Annotated in this window: 13 protein-coding genes; 6 read left to right on the top strand and 7 right to left on the bottom strand. The window is 62.0% G+C overall.

Annotated elements, in window-relative coordinates:
• Nucleotides 1-180: 180 nt before the first annotated feature.
• The 4 genes from ACSYDW_RS06015 to ACSYDW_RS06000 form a co-directional block, all read right to left on the bottom strand.
• Nucleotides 181-3,264, bottom strand: a complete 3,084-nt coding sequence (locus ACSYDW_RS06015) for a type I restriction endonuclease subunit R (protein WP_438337804.1) — start codon at nt 3,262-3,264, stop codon at nt 181-183.
• Nucleotides 3,251-4,615: a restriction endonuclease subunit S gene (locus ACSYDW_RS06010; protein ID WP_438337803.1), complete on the bottom strand. Its 1,365-nt coding sequence runs from the start codon at nt 4,613-4,615 to the stop codon at nt 3,251-3,253. Before ACSYDW_RS06010 ends, ACSYDW_RS06015 begins: the two co-directional genes overlap by 14 nt.
• Nucleotides 4,612-6,573 (bottom strand): type I restriction-modification system subunit M, encoded by a 1,962-nt coding sequence (locus tag ACSYDW_RS06005; RefSeq protein ID WP_438337802.1) that lies wholly within the window; start codon nt 6,571-6,573, stop codon nt 4,612-4,614. The genes ACSYDW_RS06010 and ACSYDW_RS06005 overlap by 4 nt, the downstream gene beginning before the upstream one ends.
• 279 nt (nt 6,574-6,852) lie before the next feature.
• Nucleotides 6,853-7,254 (bottom strand): hypothetical protein, encoded by a 402-nt coding sequence (locus ACSYDW_RS06000; protein WP_438337801.1) that lies wholly within the window; start codon nt 7,252-7,254, stop codon nt 6,853-6,855.
• A gap of 418 nt (nt 7,255-7,672) precedes the next feature.
• On the opposite strand from ACSYDW_RS06000, the gene ACSYDW_RS05995 reads away from it, so the two are divergent.
• The gene (locus ACSYDW_RS05995) at nt 7,673-10,825 is read left to right on the top strand and encodes a DEAD/DEAH box helicase (protein WP_438337800.1); all 3,153 of its coding nucleotides are present in this window, start codon (nt 7,673-7,675) and stop codon (nt 10,823-10,825) included.
• Nucleotides 10,826-10,961: 136 nt separating this feature from the next.
• Nucleotides 10,962-11,699, top strand: coding sequence for a VOC family protein (locus tag ACSYDW_RS05990; RefSeq protein WP_438337799.1), 738 nt, complete (start codon nt 10,962-10,964; stop codon nt 11,697-11,699).
• Between the two features lie 127 nt (nt 11,700-11,826).
• Here the strand turns inward: ACSYDW_RS05990 and ACSYDW_RS05985 are convergent, their stop codons facing one another.
• Nucleotides 11,827-14,226: a choice-of-anchor A family protein gene (locus ACSYDW_RS05985; RefSeq protein WP_438337798.1), complete on the bottom strand. Its 2,400-nt coding sequence runs from the start codon at nt 14,224-14,226 to the stop codon at nt 11,827-11,829.
• Nucleotides 14,227-14,620: 394 nt separating this feature from the next.
• Nucleotides 14,621-15,316, bottom strand: a complete 696-nt coding sequence (locus ACSYDW_RS05980; protein WP_438337797.1) for an alpha/beta hydrolase — start codon at nt 15,314-15,316, stop codon at nt 14,621-14,623.
• Between the two features lie 114 nt (nt 15,317-15,430).
• Here ACSYDW_RS05980 and ACSYDW_RS05975 point away from each other — a divergent pair, with 114 nt between their 5' ends.
• From ACSYDW_RS05975 to ACSYDW_RS05960, 4 genes are all read left to right on the top strand, one after another.
• On the top strand, nt 15,431-16,351 hold the full coding sequence (locus ACSYDW_RS05975; protein WP_438337796.1) for an AraC family transcriptional regulator: 921 nt from the start codon (nt 15,431-15,433) through the stop codon (nt 16,349-16,351).
• Nucleotides 16,352-16,689: 338 nt separating this feature from the next.
• Entirely contained in the window at nt 16,690-17,892 is a 1,203-nt protein-coding gene (locus ACSYDW_RS05970) for an SfnB family sulfur acquisition oxidoreductase (RefSeq protein ID WP_438337795.1), read from the top strand.
• Nucleotides 17,893-17,903: 11 nt separating this feature from the next.
• Entirely contained in the window at nt 17,904-19,304 is a 1,401-nt protein-coding gene (locus tag ACSYDW_RS05965; protein WP_438337794.1) for an LLM class flavin-dependent oxidoreductase, read from the top strand.
• Nucleotides 19,305-19,418: 114 nt separating this feature from the next.
• Nucleotides 19,419-19,784 carry a nuclear transport factor 2 family protein gene (locus ACSYDW_RS05960; protein ID WP_438337793.1) on the top strand — a complete coding sequence of 122 codons (366 nt, stop codon included), beginning with the start codon at nt 19,419-19,421 and terminating at the stop codon, nt 19,782-19,784.
• 48 nt (nt 19,785-19,832) lie between these two features.
• On the opposite strand, the gene ACSYDW_RS05955 is transcribed toward ACSYDW_RS05960, so the two are convergent.
• Nucleotides 19,833-20,339, bottom strand: coding sequence for an Lrp/AsnC family transcriptional regulator (locus ACSYDW_RS05955; protein WP_438337792.1), 507 nt, complete (start codon nt 20,337-20,339; stop codon nt 19,833-19,835).

Here is a 20,339-nt window from a genome sequence, read left to right as displayed (position 1 = left end):
CATTCTTGACGGCATGGAACAGCCTTGTCCTTCTCCGTGTCGAGGTAGGATCACGAATGCGCAACCTTAATCTAAGGGTAGTAGCTCGGATTTTTCATGAGGCTCCTGAACCCGGGGCGTGATTTATCGGGGTCGATGTCTACATGTCTACATGTCCAGCTCCTACGGGAGACCCTGTGCCTAGTTATTCAGCATGGCGTCTATCTGGGCTCGTTGCCGCAATCTGTCCTGCAGTCCGGCCGCGAGGAGGACCTCGACGATCTTCTCGGGTCCGCCCAGTTCAAGGAGTACGTTGATGGCCTTCTGGTGACCCTCGCCCGCGGTGTAGATGATTTCCTCTACAGTTTCCGACAGCGTGGGGGAGGAATTGAAGTCCGCGGTGCCGTTGGCGACCGCCTCGCGCTGCAGCTGCTCATGGGATTCGGCGTGGCGCAAGACCGACTCGAACACGTTGATCTGGTCCTCGTCGCTGATGCCGGTGCCTTCGAAGAGCTTGTTGATCTGCTCGATCAGCCCCTCGAACGTACCCAGGGTTTTCTCACGCACCACCCCGGAGCCCACGGCCGTCACGCCCTTGAGCCCCTTGCCCTGCCCGTCGACCAGCTTGAGGTCCTTGGCTTCCTGCTTTTTCAGCGCGTAGTGGGTGAGCACCACATCGCTGAGGTCCAGGGAGTTACCCGTGGCGCTGGTTTGCAATGCCTTGGCCAGCAGCTTCAGATAGATCGCGAGTTTCTCGATGCGGGTGTTCCCGTAGTCGATGATCTGCGAGAAGAAGTCGTAGGACTTGTTGAACGCCCCGGCCGTCTTCCGGAACTCGTCGAGCTGCTCGAGTTCCAGCGTGTTGTAGGTCAATGTGGCTTGCTTGCGACGGTCGTGGAACAAGTCGATGGCCGGCTGCAGGTGAGAGACCAGCCCATTGTGGTTGCGTTGTTCCACCCACTTCGCGGCGACCAGGTCGACGTCCCGGTCGTTGTAGATCCCCGTCGAGTCCAGCTTCATGATCATGTCGTGGATGATGTCCGGGTTGGACGCCTCCTGGATGGACGCGTCCTCGTAATAGGTCTGGAACGCCTCGAGGATGGTGTTCGTGTCGTTGGCGAAATCCAGGACAAAAGTCTTGTCCTTGCCGGGGATCACCCGGTTGAGCCGGGACAGTGTTTGCACCGCGGCGATGCCCGAGAGCTTCTTGTCCACGTACATGCCCACCAGCAGCGGCTGGTCGAACCCGGTCTGGAACTTGTTGGCCACCAGCATGATTTGGAATTCGTCCGTGCCGAACGCTTTGGTCAGCGAGCGGCCTTTCAGCCCCGGGTTCATAGTGTGTTCGGTGAACGCATCCGGCCCGGATGCGGAATCGGTCACCTCGCCGGAGAACGCGACCAGGGCCGCGAGCTCGGTCTGGTATCCCTTGAGCTGCAGGTACTTGTCGATCGCCAGCTTGTAGCGGACCGCTTCCTTGCGCGACGAAGTGACGATCATGGCCTTGGCTCGGCCGGCCAGATGGTGGGCGACGTTTTCGCGGAAGTGCTCCACGATGATCGCGACCTTCTGGGCGATGTTGTGCGGGTGCAGCCTCACCCATTGCATCAGCTGCTTGGCGCCTTGGTCGCGGTCCACCTCAAGCTCGGCGGCGTCCTGGTCGGCCTGGGCGATCCTGGCGGCCATCTCGTAGGTGGTGTAGTTCTGCAGCACGTCGAGGATGAAACCCTCCTCGATGGCCTGCTTCATCGAGTAGAGGTCGAAGACCTCCATGTTCCCGTTCGCGTCCGGTCGACCGAAGAGCTCGATGGTCTTCGCCTTTGGGGTGGCAGTGAACGCGAAGAACGACAGGTTCATGGTGCCGCCGGCGCGGGCAGCCATTTCGGCGGCCAGCACGTCCTCGGTGCTGATGTCCTCGCCTTCCTCCAGGCCGATGGCGGTGAGGACCTTCTTCAGCGACTTGGCTGCGTCCCCGGACTGCGAGGAGTGGGCCTCGTCGGCAATGATCGCATAGTTGCGCCCCTTCAGGCCCTTGTTCTTGCGGATTTCCTCCATGGCGTGCGGGAAAGTCTGGAGGGTCACGCCGATGATCTGCCGTCCCTTGAGCAGCGCCTCGGCCAGCTGCTTGGACTTGGAGCCCTCGGAGCCGTGGGTGATCGGGGCGAACACCCCGGCGACGGTCTCGAGCTGCTCAATGGCCTTTTGAAGTTGCCCGTCCAAGACGGTTCGGTCGCTGATGACGATGACCCCGTCGAAGAGCTTGGACCCGTCGTTGCGGTGCAGGGAGGCCAGCCGGTAGGCGATCCAAGCGATCGAATCGGTCTTCCCGGAACCGGCCGAATGCTGGATCAGGTAGGTGTGTCCCGGGCCCTCGGACAGGGCCGTGCCTGCCAGGGCGTTGACGGCACGCCACTGGTGGTAGCGAGGGAACCGGGTCGAAGCCTTGAAGGATTTCTTTCCGGTGATCGGGTGGGTGTCTTCCTCGAAGCGGTAGTGGATGAACTTGCCCAGGATGGTCAGCCACGCCTCGGGCTCCAGCAGGTCTTCCCAGAAGTACGCGGTCGGGGAGGTGCCTTCCCGGGGCGTATTACCGGCACCGTTGTTCCTGCCGGCGTTGAACGGCAGGAACCGGGTCGAGGGTCCTTCCAGCTTCGTGGTCATGTGCACTTCCTGGTTGGACACCACAAAGTGCACCAGCGCCCCGCGGCCATAGGACAGCAGAGGCTCGCCCTTGGGGTTGCGGTCCTGCTTGTACTGCTTCAGTGCGGCCTCGGCGTCCTGTGTCAGGTCCGTCTTCAGCTCGACCGTTGCCACCGGGATCCCGTTGAGGAAGAAGACCAAATCCAAGGACTTGTTGCTGGTCTTGGAGTAGTGGACCTGCCGCATGACCCGCAACCGGTTGAGCCCGTAGCGTTTCACGGTGGCCGAGTTCAGCCCGTCAGCAGGCTTGGGCTGGAACATCCGCAACGACGCCGGGGTCACCCCGATCGGCTTCTTGATGGCGTTCAGCGTTCCGCCGCCATTGGACGGATCGGCAACCATCACCGACACCAGGCGATTGAGCACCCGGAGCTTCGCCTTCGCCCTCATCGTCGGGTTCAAGCCTGGCTTGAGGACCTTCGCCAGCTCGTCCGGCGCGGTGTCTTCCAGCCAACCGAAAACGTCCTCCGGGAAGAGGCCCCGCTCGCGGTCGTAGCCATCATCGGTGGGGGAATAGAGCCAACCATGGGTGGCCAGGTGGTTGCAGATGCTGTTCTCGAACTCGATCTCGTTATGCAACGCCAACGGTATCAACCCCCACCATATTTGCCGCCGTGGCCAAGGCTCTGCGGACATCAATTTTCCCTGTCACCGCGGCACTAATCACTGCGGCACGACGCTCCTTCGAGAAGGTAATAGCCTCTCGCGCTTCCGCGATCGTCGCGTCAATCTCTGCTATCTCGTGGTCGATGAATTCGGCGATCGACCGCTGCTCGCCGATGTCGGGGAGCGGGATCGTGAGTGCCCGCAGTTTCTCCGCGGTCAGATGCATGATCGTAGAACCGTTACAGATGACCTCAAACACCTCCGCATCTCTGAACATGCGGATCAGGTGCCCCAAATACTTGGTATCTGCTGATCCTAGGGATCTAACGCGATTCACGGTCTTCTGGAAGCTCCAGCCATCCATGGCGGAGTCCAGATAATGTACGGTGCCGACCGAACCGCCTTCTACTACAAGGAGATCTTTAGCAATGAGGTTCAAACGTTCGGCTTCGTAGGAGGTAAATGCCATTTCATTCACGTCGGATAGATCAAGTCCTGTGTCTTGAATGTTGCCGGCGCGAACGTAAGGGAGTTTTCGCGCCCCCAAAGGTGGTTCTTTGGCTCCATCGAGCATCTTACCGAGCACGACCTCATAGTGGTGTCCAAGTTTTGAGAGGCGCCAGTGCTCTGGCACTTCACCAATCCATGTCAGGCCGCTGTCCTTCATCGCTGCGTTCGGATCGAGGCCCTTAGTGACAGCTCGGGTGAGAGTTGCCGTACGACGTTCTCCTAAAAGCTTGATGAGCTTTTCCTGGTCGACGATGAACGCATCAATCTCTGCTGTCTCAAAATCCAGATAGGCAGAAATCTTGCGTTGAAGTTCGATTGGGGGGACGGGTATCTGAATACTCATCAGTGTGCTGGTGCTTAGCTCCAGAAACGTGGTCCCTTGACCACGTGAAGTCAATTCAATCTTGGCCGACAGAAGTACATACACAAGAAATTTAGAATCGATAGTACCAATATGTGGAATCAACCCTTTGCACCCCTGATTAAAAGCTGTCGCTGAGGCTGCCCGGGCGACATATCCGATAGGAGCTCGTGTAGAGAGAACGACACTTCCTTCTGGAACAATCGAAGATCCGCTCAAAAGACCCTGAGATGTCAGTGTCCTCAGGGTGGAAGTAATCTGCTTTCCATCGAAGTGGTTTAGGTCCACCGGAGTCGCCCAGGGAACAGTCCCTCCCCAATTTTCCTCGTGAGGAGTTGGCGTCCCGCCATTTACGACAGACGCAATTCGCCTTAGCGGTAGGACAGGCCATTCCGCAGGAACAGCATCGATCCACTCAACGCCGCTTTTTCTGTATTCGGGGTAGGGCTTCAGGCTCATGCTTTGACCTGCTCGAGTCGTACGCGGATGCGGCCGAGGACGGCGTCGAGGTCCGCGTCGATATCTTCCAACGGCCGCGGAGGGACGTACTGGTAGAAGTAGCGGGTGAAGGGGATGTCGCAGCCGACCTTGGTTTTGTCTTCGTCGATCCATGCGTCGGGGACGAAGGGTTTCACTTCGCGTTCGAAGTAGGCATGGATGGCTTCGTTCCAGGGAACGTTTTCGGAGTCGCGCAGTTCGGCGTCGGCTTCGATCTTGCCTTTGGTGCTGGTGCACACGTCGGCTGTATCGTCGCGCTCGGACAATCCGGCGATGAGAGCCTTCAGCTGGGTCGCGCTCAGCTCGGTGCCGGCGACTTTGAGCTGTTTCTTCAGGATCTTGGCGAACTCGTCGCGGTTCTTCCACAGCATTCTTGCATCGATGGTCTCCAACGCCGTGCGCAGGCCAGCCAATATATCGGCAGTGAGCTTGCCGAGGGCCTTGGCTGCCAGAGCGGCCTCGATGCGGTCGCTGGTGGTGGCAAAGTTCAGCTTCAGCGGGCGTTCGACGGTGATGGTGCGGTAAAAGAAATCGGTGGTGTTGAAGATCTTCGATTGGTCGTTCGCCGCGAATTCGCCGTAGAGCTTCACGATTGCCTGGATGTCCTCGGGGCCGAGTTCGTTGCGCTTGGATCCCAGTCCCTTGCGCATCTTGCGGAACAGCTTGGAACCGTCAACCAGCTGCACCTTGTTGCGGCGCTCCGGGGACTTCTCCTTGGAGAGCACCCAGACGTAGGTGCTGATGCCGGTGTTGTAGAACATGTCGGTCGGCAGGGCGATGATCGCTTCGAGGTAATCGCGTTCCATCACCCACTGGCGGATATTCGATTCGCCGGACCCGGCGCCGCCGGTGAACAAGGGGGAGCCGTTCAGGACGATGGCCGCGCGTCCGCCGGTGGAGTCCTTGGCCGGTTCGCGCATCTTGGAGATCAGGTGCAGCAGGAAAAGCATGGAGCCGTCGGAGACGCGGGGCAGGCCCGGGCCGAAGCGGCCGGCGAAGCCCCTCTCCGCGTGTTCTTCCCGGACGGCCTTTTCCTGCTTCTTCCAGTCCACGCCGAAGGGCGGGTTGGACAAGCAGTAGTTGAACGTGGTGCCGGCGTGCCCGTCATACAGCAGGGTGTCGTCGTTGACGATGGAGTCGACGGACTGGCCCTTGATGACCATGTCGGCCTTGCAGATGGCGTACGACTGGGCGTTGAGTTCCTGGCCGGCGAGGGTGAGCCGGGCCTTGGGGTTCATGTCGGTGAGGTGGTCCTCGGCGACCGAGAGCATGCCGCCGGTGCCGGCCGTGGGGTCGTACACCGACCGGACAATGTCGCCGTCGCGCAGGGCCTCATCGTCATTCTCGAACAGCAGGTCGACCATGAGTTCGATGACTTCGCGCGGGGTGAAGTGCTCACCGGCGGTTTCGTTGGAGGCTTCGGCGAACTTGCGGATGAGTTCCTCGAAGATGTGGCCCATCTCTGCGTTGGAGACATGCTCCGGGTGCAGGTCGACCTCGGCGAAGCGCTGAACGACCAGCAGAAGCAGGTTGTTGTCCTCGAGTTCCCCGATGCGATCCTCGATCTTGTACTTCACGAAGATGTCACGCACGTTCTCGGAGAACGCGTTCAGGTAGGCCAGCAGGTTCTCACGGAGGTTCTCCGCATCCCCGACGAGGGTGCCCAAGTCGTAGCGGCTGGTGTTGTAGAACGAGTGCTGGTGGCCCGCCTTGGTCTTCAGGAGCACCGGGCGGACTGGTAGGCCCTTGGCCTCTGCCTCGGCAACGACCTCCAGCACCTTCGACTTGGTGTCGGCCAGGACCGAGTCCAGCCGGCGCAGGACGGTGAACGGGAGGATGAAGTCGCCGTACTGGTGGGCCTTGAAGTTGCCCCGCAGCAGGTCGGCGATACCCCAAATGAATGTTGCGTGGTTGCTCAAGTCGTCTCAAACCCCTACTAGATGTTCCTCACCAGCTCGCTAACGATGTAGAACCGGTATGTCTTGCCTTCTATTCAACCCCGAGTAAGCGACTATTCGGTTCACTTTGAAGACGCCTGACGTTGTGTCACTGTCAGTTGCTGGCAGCCAACCCATGTCTCGCGGCTCTGCACCGTGCCAGATCCAGCGAACTGGAGCGCGGTGTTTGCATTTAGAGCAATTGCAATCAGAGTTGGCATGGCGGGGTCGCCCGGACTGATGCGGCGATCAAGGGGCCGGTTATAGGCCAGAATTTGCGGAGCGGCGGTGTTGAAGGCAGGGAGCGGGGCGGTTGTTTACCAGTAATTCGTATCCTGCGTGGTCAACGATACAAATATGGTTTCCCTGAGCTGCTTGTTTGTCGATATTGATCAGCGTCTGACTACGTACATTCGCTTTGTCGACGACGACATCTGGATGCAGACCTCCGAGGATTAGTAGCGTCGTCCGTCTGTTACTTTTACCTTTTTGTGGGAAGCCGCCGCGAAAGCGAATGTCATGCATTACGTCGTCGCGTTGTCGGTGTTCGCCTCTGTAGAACGTCTTGCCGGTGAACGAGACTACTTGTCCGCGCAACGATTTCACGGTTCCATCACAATCATGGTTGTTTTCCACGATGTAAGGTCTCGAGCTAATCGACATGTGGTGCTGCCTTTCTCCAGGACGAAACTAACCGCAGACTACCGGTGATATGGACTAGTTGCTCTGGATCTAATAATTATGACGAAGCAGTAGCTGACTGCTATCGGTATGAACCGGTTGACTCTTTTGGGATGTCTTTCTCAGACAATGGCGACGTGGACGGAACGCTCGAGTGCTCCCGTAGGTTCTTCGCTTCACGCAATGGTGGTCACGACGAGTCCAAGAAGTGCGACATCGCAAGCGATCGCACCCGCTCATGTAGTTTGGTAATCGTCTAAGTGTGGAGCGGGCCTGTCGGCCATGAGGTAAACAATAACGTTGAGGCGCAGATCAGCGACACCGGAATCAATGCGCTCTGGCGTCCTTCAAGTACCGTTATGATCCCGAAGTGATGACCCCATTCGAGTAGCCTGTCCAGATGGACAACCATGGCGTAAAAAGCACTTTCGACTTGGGCGTAGGAATCTTCGAGAGTCTGATCACCGATCATCTGGCTGGGCGACTGCAGTCATTGACTGGCTACAAGCTGTCGGTAGAAGCAATCGCGGTCGAGAACGCCCCGGGGGAGCTGGCGGGATTCCTGGGACGGGCGATTGAGGCACGGTTGGGTGCGCTGGATGCGGGACAGATGATCACACTTACAAACCAGCTCCTTGATCTTGTTGGGCACACCGAAGGTGTGCTTCCAGGGCCCCAAAAACTCATCGAACTGCAACGCGACAACAGCATTCGTACTCGGTCATTCAAGCGTCCGCAAACATCATTGAGCGCAGCAGCCTTGCTCACGAACAGCCGAGAAGACCCGCAGCTGGCCGCCGAGCTAAGAGCCGAACTTTCCTCAGCGGATCGTGTTGACCTGTTGTGCGCCTTCATCAAGTGGGAAGGTTTGAGGCTTCTTTCTGAATCCCTCGAAGCGCTCAAAGACCACGGCATCCCGATACGCGTCATCACCACGACCTACATGGGCGCCACCCAACGTCACGCCATCGATGAATTGGTTCGCCGTTTCGGTGCCGAAGTCCGTATCAACTACGAGACCAACGCGACGAGGCTTCATGCGAAGGCCTGGATGTTCCACCGAAATTCGGGATTTGACACTGCGTACGTTGGAAGCTCCAACCTCAGCAGGCCGGCACTGCTTGACGGGCTCGAATGGAATGTCCGGCTTTCGGGTGTGGCAACCCCCGGGCTTTTGCAAAAGTTCGCGTTGACCTTTGACAGTTATTGGGAAGACGATGCCTTTGTTCCCTACGATCCCGATACGGATGCCGAGCGACTTGATGCGGCGTTAAAACGTGCCGGAGGAACAACGGCGGAACGCATGCTCGGATCCACAGGTTTGGAAGTGCATCCGTTGCTGCACCAGAAGGAAATGCTTGAAGAACTCGATGCGGCCCGTACCAACCGCAACGAGCATCAAAACCTGGTGGTTGCCGCGACAGGGACCGGCAAGACCGTCCTGGCAGCCCTGGACTACAAGCTGCTCTGCGAAGCTGCAGGTCGGGAACTCACACTATTGTTCGTGGCACACCGCAAGGAAATTCTTGAGCAATCGCTGACAACGTATCGCAAGGTCCTGGGCAAGGGTGTCTATGGCGAATTGTTTGTCGATGGGCAAAAGCCAGTCGCATGGAAACACGTGTTTGCCAGTGTCCAGTCTCTGGCTGCCTTTGGGCTCGACAAGATCGACCCACGCGCATTTGACGTCATGGTGATCGACGAATTCCACCATGCCGAGGCAACCTCGTACCGCAGGCTCATTGAACACCTGAAACCCAACGAATTACTGGGACTCACCGCAACACCCGAACGCAGTGACGGCGTCAATGTCGCAGACACATACTTCGATGGACGGATTGCCTCTGAGCTGCGGTTGTGGGATGCCCTGGACGCAGACTTGTTGGTTCCCTTCCACTACTTCGGGGTGGCGGATGACGTCGATCTCAGCGCTATCGAATGGAAGCGAGGGTCCTACGACCTGGAACAGCTGAGCAACGTATACACCGGCAACGACATGCGTGCCCTGAAGATCATTAACGAACTGCGGGACAAGGTGCTCAGCACGTCCATGATGCGTGCGCTGGGATTCTGTGTCTCAGTCCAGCACGCGAACTACATGGCCAAAGTATTCAACGAGGCTGGCATCCCTTCGGTTGCGGTATCGGGAAATTCAAGCACCGAGGAACGTGAGGGGGCGCTGGACAAGCTGCGTGCCCGCGAACTGAACTGCATCTTCGCCGTCGACCTCTTTAACGAGGGACTCGACGTGCCGGAGATCGACACGATCCTCCTGCTGCGTCCCACCCAGAGTTCGACCATCTTCCTCCAGCAACTTGGACGTGGACTGCGTCGTGCCGACGACAAGGCGGTGCTCACCGTGCTGGACTTCATTGGCCAGCAACGCCGGGAATTCCGCTTCGACGTCAAGTACCGCGCCCTGCTGGATGTTCCGCGCAAGAAGCTGGAACGGATCATTGACGACGGCGCACCGGGACTGCCTTCGGGCTGCCAGCTCATGCTGGACCGAGTGGCGCGCACCATCGTGCTGGATAACGTTCGCTCCCAACTCAAACTCAACAAGCCGGCACTGGTTCGTGAAATTAGGTCCCATGGGTTGCTTGGGCTGGATGACTATCTCGAAGAGTCGGGCCGGGACGTTAGGGACATCTACCGCAAGACGGGGGATTCATGGACGGACCTGATCCGCCGGGCAGGGCTGATCTCAGCGCGTTCTCCATGGGAGGAAAGCCTGGTTGAGTTTGACGTCGCTCAGCAGGATGAAGAGCGGGAGTTGCTCAAACGGGTGACGCGATTCCTCCACGTTGATGATGCCGAGCGCGCCGAAGCGTATTCCGAACTGCTTTCCATGGACGCTCCACGCTATGCGGAACTGGGGGAGCGAAATCAGATATTTGCCCGCATGCTGTTCTTCACGTTCTGGGACAACGGCGGTGGGTTTGCCACCTACGACGATGGGCTGGATCGTATCCGTGCCAACGGCTTCCTGGTTCAGGAGCTGCTGGCTGCATTCGCTCGTGGCGTGGCTCGAAGCCCACATGCGCCGAAGGGTCTGCCGCTGGAACTCCAGCAGATTCCTCTCTACTCCCACGCCACGTATTGGCGATCCGAGGTGCTCGCGGCCCTTGATTATGGTTCCTTGGAACATGGCAAGGGCGTAAACCACCGCGAGGGCGTTGCTTGGTGCCCACAGACAGATGCCGATGCCCTCTTCGTGACGCTGGACAAGGACGAGGCCGTCCACAATCCCAACACGCTCTACAAGGACTACGCGATCAGCCCACGTCTTTTCCATTGGGAGTCGCAGAACGCAACGGCGCCAACCAGCCCGACGGGTCGGCGCTACCTAAACCGCAAGGATCATGGATCGCACATCCTGCTTTTCACCCGCGACGTCGCAAAAGATATAGACGGGATGGTCGTGCCGTTCACTTGCTTGGGCGCCGTCGACTACGTCAAGCACCAAGGTTCCAAACCGATCGCCATCACGTGGAAGCTACAGCGTGAGATGCCGGTGAGTGTCTTTACGTCGGCGAATGCAGTAGCGCGCTAACGCATGCTTCATAAGCTTGGTAATCAAATCTTCGGGGCTAGTGCCACGCCGTCCCGCTTACTTTAGGAAATACGACGGGCGAACCACCGCAAGGTGTCCCCAAGTCGTTTGCCTCCCAGGTATAAGATCTGGCGGTATGGCACTGCGACTTGTACAGGTGAATTTCAAGGCCCATGACGATGCGGCGCTCGGCCAATTCTGGGCTGATGCGCTCGGCTGGGGCGTTTCCAGCGAGGGGCCCGGCGTGACCAACGTCGAGCCTCCGGACTTCACCTGGCCGGACCCGACCGCCGTGTGCATTGACGTCGTCACCGTCCCGGATCCAGAGACGGTCAAATACCGCACGCACATTGACCTGGCCACCACCTCGCTGGCCCACCAAGAGGAACTGGTCGCGCACCTTCTGGAACTCGGTGCGACGCAGGCCGACATTGGCCAAGGCGACGTGCCGTGGGTCGTTCTGGCTGACCCGGAGGGCAACCTGTTCTGCGTGCTGGAACCGCGGGAGCTTTATGCGGACACCGGGCCGATCGCCACGGTGGTGGTCAACTGCACGGATCCGCGGGCCATGGCAGCGTTCTGGAACGATGCGATGGACTGGACCCTGGGCGAGGTGACCGATGACCATGCGAGGCTACGTTCATCGGCAGGTGTGGGGCCGTATCTGGAATTCCTTCGCACGCTCGATCCGGACAGTGCCTGCGGCCGCGTCCACCTCGACGTGTTGCCTTACGGCGGAGATGACCATGCGGCGGAAATCGAACGGTTGCGGGCCCTGGGTGCCACCGATGTCGACCTCGGCCAGGGTGACGTGCCATGGGCGTGCCTCGCAGACCCGGAAGGCAACGACTTCTGCGTACTGGCGCCGCGCTGAACCTGGGGACGACGTATCTGACGCAACAACCCCGGTTCGCGGGGGCCGTGGCTCGGGAGGGCAAAAGCGGTGGCCGGGCTTCGCAACAAGCCCGGCCGCCGTTCAATTCCTGGTTCGATCCGTCGAACTAGGCGTTGTTGCCTCGCCGACGGAAGACGACAAGTCCCGTGCCGATCAGCAGCAGGATCAAGCCGCCGGCAACCAGCGGAATCGCCGAGGCGCCCGTTGCGGCCAAGACGTTCTCCTTGGTTTCCGTGGTGCTTTCGGCCTGCTCGCCCGAAGCTCCCTCGGACGATTCTCCCGAGGCTTCCCCGGATTCATCGACGGATCCGCCCGGCACCGTGGTGGGCTCGATCGGGGTCGACGGCTCGGTTGGCTCCGTGGGATCGACCGGAGTGGTCGGTTCCGTGGGTTCCACCGGGGTGGTGGTTTCGCACTCGGGGGTCGCGAGGACAATCTCCCGGGTTGCCGTTGCCCGGTCTTCGGAGATTACCCAGCCGTCAACCTTGGCAGGGAAGCTGGTTGCCTCGTCAGCGGTTGCGGTGACCGTCACGGTGTTTCCGGCGGCTACGGTACCCGACACGGAGTAGCTGATGCCCTCGGTGACAGCTGGTGTCACGGTCGGATCCGTGGTGCCATCGCTGGAGCAGGTGGCCTGCTCCACGACAGGTGCCACCGGGGTGACGATTGCCGGTTCCACGGGCTCGGGTTCGCACTCGACGCTCGTGAGTACGATCTCCTGGGTGGCGGTTGCGCGGTCCTCGGAGACAGTCCAGCCCTCAACGGTTACCGGGAAGACATAACCGTCCTGAGCGGTTGCGGTGACGGTGACCGTCTTGCCTGATGCGACTTCACCTTCGAGAACGTACGTCATGCCGTCGGTCTCAGGCAGGTCGATCGTTGGGACCGTGGTTTCGCCATCGAGGCAGGTTGCCTGTGCCACTGACGGGGCGACGGGGGTGACTTCCACCGTCTCCTCGGGGGTGGTTTCGCACTCGGGAGTGGTGAGCAAGATGTCCTTGGTGGCGGTCGTCCGGTCCTCGGAGATCGTCCAGTCCTCAAGGGAGGCTGGGAAGAGGTGGTCCTTGTCGGCGGTTGCTGTGACGGTGACGGTGTTTCCGGCGACGATGTCACCGGTGATCTTGACGGTGATGCCCTCGGCCTCGATCGCCTCGACGATCGGACGGGTCGCTTCGCCGTCAAGGCAGGTTGCCTGGGAAACTTCGGGGGCCACCGGGGTGACAACGAGCGGTTCCACCGGCTCGGGTTCACACTCCGGGGTGGTGAGCACGATGTCCTTGGTGGCGCTCAGACGGTCTTCGGAGACCACCCAACCGTCAATGGTTGCCGGGAAGATGGTGCCCGCATCGGCCGTGGCCTTGACGGTGACGGTGCTGCCCGCTGCGATGTCGCCCTCGACGGTGTAGGTGATTCCCTCGGTGAGGTCAGTCTCCACCGTCGGCTCGGTGGGCTCACCGAGATCGCACGTCGCCTGGACGACGTGCGGTTCCACGGGAGTGACGAGCATCGGCTCCGTTGGATCGACCGGGTCGGTAGGCGTGGGTGGTTCCTCGCAGCCGGCCTCGGGATCACCGATGAACGGGAAGTTGTGGAACTCCGATCCGGCGCGGTCCTGGGTGAGGTCACCCGCTACCCAGATGCGGCCGTTGGTGCCCGCTGCGGCGTTCGTGGTCTTCGAGCCCGCGGTGGGAACCACCACCGTGCCGGGGAACTGCGCGCCGGCGAGCGTCACGTCCGTGGCGTCCGGGAAGGTCCAGAGGATCTGCGAGGCCATCTGGCCGAAGCGCTCGCTCTGCATGAGCACCGGAGTATTCGCGGCGAGGGTGTCCTGGATTTCGACCTTTGCCGTCGAGCCTGTCATACGAATGACGACTGGCTCGGTCGGGTCGATGTTGGCACCCAGGTTCAAGACGAAGGGCTTGTTCAGGGTTGCGGCATCAAACTCGAACAGGTGGCGGCTTGCCCCGGGGTCGCCGGTCAACGTCAGTGTTCCCCACTCGAGGGCGTGGGAGCCCTTCACCGTTCCGGCGGCAGTCTCGTTGCGCTCGGCGACATCGCGAAGTATCGAGAAGTCGTTCGCCGGCCAGTCAGAGAACGACGGCGATCCCAGGGCCGCCGTGCGGCCGATCCCTGATTTGACGGTTCCGTCGTTCCCGACATCGAAGGTGCCGGTGCCGGTCTGCGCCCCACCGATCTTCACGTGTCCGGGAAGCACGGTTCCTGCGTCGTCCCTGGTGGCAACGACAATCCGCGATACGTCGCCGATTTCCAGGTCGCCACCAACCATGATCATGTCTGTGCCGCCCACGGGGTTGATTCCCGAACCGGCGCCCACCGAACCCATGCTGTACCCGTTGCCGCCTGAGAAGGAAGCATTGCCGTCCACAACCAGCCGGCCTTCGAGCTCGGAACCCACAGTGCGGGTAAAGTTGCCGCCGACGTAGACGCTGACGTTCTTGTCCGTGGCCTGTGGTTTCTCCGGATTTGCCGGGTCAACGACACCCACGCCATTCGAAGGTGCGCATTTCCCGATGGTTGGTGTTGCCGGTGCGGCCGCGACGGCGGGTGCAATTGGTGCAGTGAGCCCGCCGACGGCAACCAGTGCCGCGAGCGTACAGCCCACCCAATTTCTAAGTCTCAAGTTTCCCCCAAGTTGGAATTTTGTGGCTTTGACCGTGCCGAATCGCGGCACGCAATTTTCAACCCTAACAAGAATCGAGCTGGGTTAGTAAGGATTGCTAACTATTAATTTCGACACGTCAAAAGGGGGAATGAGGGAGAGTCTGGCGGGAAGGCGCCCGGGCTTGATGTTGCGGGGACGCACAAAAGGTCGCTGCCGCGCACAATGTGCGCGGCAGCGACCCCATGTTCTTGGCCCGAGAGCCGGTGCGTGGTTTTCCTTAGGTGGCGAGCGCGTTCACGGCATCGTCGATCAGGTCGCAGATGGCGCCCGGTTGCGAGGCCAGGGATGCGTGGCTTGCGTCAAGTTCGATGGTCTTGCGCGCTTCCATGCGCTCGGCCATGCGGCGCTGGTTGTCCGGGTGGATCATGTGGTCCTGCGTGGAGACCTGGTACCAGCTCGGCTTCACACGCCAGGCCGGTGCCGTCACGTTGTCACCGAAGGTGGATGCCAGCGGCGCCTTCTGGGCCACCGCCATGACCAGTGCCTCGTCGGCGCCGAGGTCCTGGCAGAAGCTCTCGTGGTACTTGTCCTGCTTGACCCACAGGTACCCGTCGGAGTCCGGCGCGAGGTTCTCGATGGCCGCCGGCGGATGTTCCTGGCTGATGCCGCCCGGGCTTTCCCCGGCATCGGGTGCGAAGGCCGCAACAAAGACCAGCCCCACCACGTTGGGCAGGTCGCCGGCCTCGCTCAGCACGGCACCACCGTAGGAGTGGCCCACCAACAGCACCGGACCATCAACCTGCTTCACCATCTTGCGCGTGCGCTCGGCGTCATCGGCAAGCGACGTCAGCGGGTTCTCGACGGCAAGGAGCGAGTCATAGCCGCGGTTGCGCAGCTCCACGATGACCTTGGCCCAGTGGGCGGCACCGCCCCAGAATCCGTGCACCAGAACGATCGTTGGTTTTTCGCCCATTTCAGTCTCCGTATCTGTCGAGGAAATCGATCCGACCCGCAGAAGGTTCCCTCTTTACAAGCGAGGTCCGCTGAGTCAGGCTTTGAGCCTATTGAAGATAAAGGGTCAAAAACCATGACCGTAGAACCTACAAACTTTGCCCAAACGCCATACTTGACCGGGCCGGGGCATGAGCTTGGCGCGGACCTTGACGCACTGTCCGAAATACTCGACGTGATCCACCTGCGCGGGGACAATGTGCGTCACCGTCGCAGTGAGGAAGCGGAACGTGTCGGGTATCCGGGCGGGACGCGGCTGCTCCACCTGGTGGAACAGGGGAGCCTGCGACTGAGCCGGGGCAACGATACGGATCCACACGTGCTGTCCGCGGGTGACCTCGTCTTGGTGCCGCACGGCGAGGCCCATCAACTGGAATCCAACGATGCCGCATCCTGGGTGACGGGGACATTCCTTGTCGATGACACGGTGGCCGACCCGCTGCTTTCGGTGCTGCCGGCAACGATCGTGGTGCACGGATCGGGGAACGGCAACGGGTGGCTGCGGTTGAGCCTGGACCTGTTGCTTGCCGAGGTGGCCGAGGGACGGCCCGGCGCCCAGGTGATGGTCTCCCGCATCCTGGACTTGTTGTTCATCCATGCGCTGCGGGCGTGGGCCACCGAGGGCAAGGCGCCGCCCGGGTGGCTGACCGCGGCCATGGACAGTTCGCTGGGGCCGGTGCTGAGCGCCATTCACCGGGATCCCGGGCAGGAATGGCGCGTGGAGGATCTCGCCCGGAGGGCGAACCTCTCGCGCTCGGCCTTCGCCGGCAGATTCACCCGGCTCCTGGGGACCACTCCGGCCGCCTACATCACCGAACGCAGGCTGGGCCGTGCCGCCTACCTGCTGAAATCAACCGCCGATCCGGTGGGCCAGATCGCCGCCCAAGTGGGATACACCTCGGAGGCCGCGTTCAGCCGCGCGTTCCGACGCCGCTTCGGCGTTCCGCCACGGCGCTGGGGCGCCTCTGCATTGTCCGGCCATGACGGGTCCCCGTAGGCCGAAGGCCACGCGATATGGCGGATGCGGATTCCGGACCCGACCTCGGAGAATGGCCCTGGTCGGGTACTGTCTTGCGACCTGGCCAATTGTGGGAAAAGGACGAAAACGCGGCGTTCCGAGGACCGAAAGCGCCCAGTTGTGTGACGACATCATGACGCGGGCGAGCCGCCCGAGGGCGTCACGAACCGTCATGAAGCGGGCCTATATGACGCCGCGTTTCCCCGCGCGACAGCCAGGCGGGGATTGTGACGCGCGGGATGCCGCCGCATGACGGAAACGGGGAAAATTTCCACAGTCGATTCCCCCGACGCCCGTCACGAAAGGTCCGAGTCACCATGAACGCCTTGTCCGTCTCCCATACTGCCAGAACACTGGCCAGTGAAGCCGAAGCCCTGGAAATCGCCGCCGAACTCGCCGAGGAATTCGGTGCCCACGGCGCCGCGATCGATGCCGCCGCGAAGATTCCCGACGAGGTCGTGGACAGGTTCTCCGGCAGCGGGCTCTGGGCCGTGACAGTGCCGCAGGAATTCGGCGGCCTCGGAGCCTCCACCTCCACCCTGGTGGAAATCATCGCCCGCATCTCCGCGGCCGAACCATCCGTGGGGCAGATCCCGCAGAACCACTTCTGCCTGGTCGAAGACATCCGCCTGTCAGGAACCGCGGAGCAACAGAAGTTCTTCTTCGACCTCGCGCTCTCCGGCGCCCGCTTTGCCAACGCCTTCTCCGAGGCCGGAGGCAAGACCGCCGCGGAGATCTCCACGCGCATCGAACCCACCGAGTCCGGCGACTACCTGGTGAACGGACGCAAGTTCTACGCCACCGGCACCGCCTACGCCCACTGGATCCCGGTGCTGGCCGTGGACCCGGATGGCAAGGAATTGCTCGCCTTCGTGCCGCGCGATGCCGAGGGCCTGCACGTGGTGGGGGACTGGGACGCCTTCGGGCAGCGTGCCACGGCTTCCGGCTCCGTGGTGCTCACCGACCTGAGGGTTCCCGCGGACCGCGTCTTCCCGATGTACCGCGAATACGAGAACCCCACGATCGCCGGCCCGCTGGCCCAGATCACCACCGCCGCCATCGACCTTGGCATCGCCCGCGGCGCCTTCGCCGCGACGCTTGAAGCGGTGCGCGCCTCGCGCCCGTGGATCGACTCCGGCCTCTCCAGCGCCACCGAGGACCCGCTGACCCTGCACGAGCTCGGCCGGCTGGACACCGACATCCACGCGGCAAACGCCCTGCTGCAGCTGGCCGCGCAGAGCGTCGATGCGGCAAAGGCCGCCCAGAACGCCGAGAGTGTCGCCGCGGCCTCCGTGGCCGTGGCGCGCGCCAAGATCCTCACCACCGAGGTTGCCCTGGCCGCCTCCTCCAAGCTGAATGAGCTCGGCGGCACCCGTTCGGTGGTCGGCGGCAAGCGTCTTGACCGCTTCTGGCGCAACGCGCGCGTCCACACGCTGCACGATCCGGTGCGCTGGAAGTTCCACCTGATCGGCAACTACGCGCTCAACGGCGTGCTGCCGGCCCGCCACTCCTGGAACTAGGCGGCACGGGAATGAACAGCACACCCGCGGGCAGGGAACTGATCCTCAACGCGTTCACCATGAACACGCCAAACCACCTCTCCCCGGGGCAGTGGCGCCACCCGCGCGACGAGTCGCGCCGTTACCTGGACATCGACTACTGGGTGGATCTGGCCCGGACCGCGGAGGCAGGGTTCCTGGACGCCGTCTTCCTGGCCGACGTGCTCGGCGTGTACGACGTATACGGCGGCGGTCCCGATGCGGCGCTCACCGGCGGCATCCAGTTCCCGGTGAACGACCCCATGCAGGTGGTGCCGCTGATGGCGGCCGCCACCGAGCACCTCGGGTTCGGCATCACCGCCTCGGTCTCCTTTGAGCACCCGTTCCCGTTTGCCCGCCGCATGTCCACCCTTGACCACCTCACCAAGGGGCGCATCGGCTGGAACGTGGTCACCAGCTACCTTTCCTCCGGCGCCCTGAACCTGGGCCTCGACGGACAGGAGGCGCACGGGCGCCGCTACGACATCGCCGACGAGTACCTTGAGGTCTGCTACAAGCTCTGGGAAACCAGCTGGGAGGACGGGGCCCTGGCCCTGGATGCCGCCGGCGGCACCTACCTCGATCCCTCCAAGGTGCACGACATCGGGCACCGCGGCGAGTTCTTCAACGTGCCGGGCAAGCACCTGGCCGAACCCTCGGCCCAGCGCACCCCCTACATCTTCCAGGCCGGCGCCTCGCCGCGCGGGCTGAAGTTTGCCGCACGGCATGCCGAATCGGTGTTTGTCGCAGCGCCCAGCAAGCGGGTGCTGGCCAAGCAGGTGCGCGCCCTGCGCGAGGCAGTGGGCGCGGCGGGCCGCGACGGCTCGGCAGTGTCGATCCTGAACCAGCAATTGGTGATCGTGGGGGAGACCGACGCGCAGGCCAAGGCCATGCTCGATTCCCACTTGGAGGTCGCCGACCCGACGGGCGCGCTGGTGCTGATGTCCGGCTGGACCGGAATCGACTTCAGCGCCCTGGATCCCGACGAGGTCCTGACCTTCCAGGAATCCAACGCGCTCTCCTCCGTGGTCTCCGCCTTCACCGAGGCGGACCCGGAGCGGGACTGGACCATCCGTGAGATCGCCGAGTACGCCAAGCTCGGCGGTGACGGACCGGTGATCTGGGGTTCGGCGGAGAAGGTCGCCGACGAACTCGAGGCCTGGGTGGAGGAGACGGGCGTGGACGGCTTCAACCTTGCCGCGGCCACGGTGCCCGACACCTTTGCCAACATCTCCCACCTGCTGGTGCCGGAGCTGCAGAAGCGCGGCCGCTTCAAGAAGCAGTACCGCGAGGGGACCCTGCGCGAGAAGCTCGGCCAGGGTTCGGCGCGCGTGGATCCCGCCCACGCCGCCGGGCTGGTCCGCGATGCCGCGGCACCGGTGCGCCTGGGCTAGACGCGGGTTTTCCCGGGCAACGGCCCGCGGGCACCGACAGGCCTTCTGTTGGCGCCCGCGGGCCGTTAGCCTTTCAGGCAGTGTTCGGTTTGTCGAAGCGCCGGGAGGGTGGCCATGTCCGCAAACAAGGAGACCGTCAGGAAGTACATCGACGGGTTCAACAGGAACGACCATGCCCAAATATTGTCCTGCCTGACCGAGGACATCGAATGGACGGTGTTCGGGTACTTCCACCTGGTGGGGAAGGAAGCCTACGACCAGGCGATCGACGGCCCGGCCTTCGCTGGCCCGCCGGTGCTGGAAATCGTCCGGCTGGTCGAGGAGGGTGACCAGGTGATGGCCGAGATCGCGGGGCAGGTGCCCCGGCCCGACGGCGGAACCACGCGCATGGTCATGGCCGAGGTGTTCGTGATGCGCGACGCCCTGATCTGCGAGCGGCGGGCCTTCGTGATCGAACTCAAGGAGAACGAGTACAAGTAGGGGAAGTCCCCTCGGCGCGACGTTTGCCGCGGGATCGGGTGCGGGCGATCAGGATTCTTCGCCCGGCTTGATCCCCATATGGTGCCGGCTCAGCTCCGCCGGGGTTCCCACGCCCCACCCGTAGGCGAGCTTGTGCGCCTCGAGGACAAAGAAGGTCTCGGTGGCCACGACGCCGTCGATGAGTTGAAGCCTGTCGTAGAGCAGCTCGGTGTAGTGCTCGAGGTCCCGGCAGACAACCTCGACCATGACGTCGTAGCTGCCGGTGGTCAGCACCACGTAGCTGGATTCGGTGAGCTCGGCCATGTCCTTGCAGACGCTCCTGGCCTTGCCCGGCGCGCAGCGCACCCCGATCAGCGCAAGCCTGTCGAAACCGATCGAGAGCGGGTTGGCGATGCCCACGATCTGCAGCGTCCCGGAATCCTCGAGGCGCTGCACGCGGTAGCGCACGGAGGAGGCGGGGATGCCGGTTTCCTCGGCGATTTCCTTGAAGGACTTTCGGCCGTTGAGCTGCAGCGCGGCAATGAGCTGGCGGTCAATGTCATCGAGTTCGGTCAT

Origin of the sequence: Paeniglutamicibacter selenitireducens, assembly GCF_051550675.1 — a bacterium.
Taxonomy (GTDB): domain Bacteria; phylum Actinomycetota; class Actinomycetes; order Actinomycetales; family Micrococcaceae; genus Paeniglutamicibacter.
The sequence above is the reverse complement of the archived record's forward strand: the minus strand, read 5'-3'. Positions and strand labels throughout refer to the sequence as shown.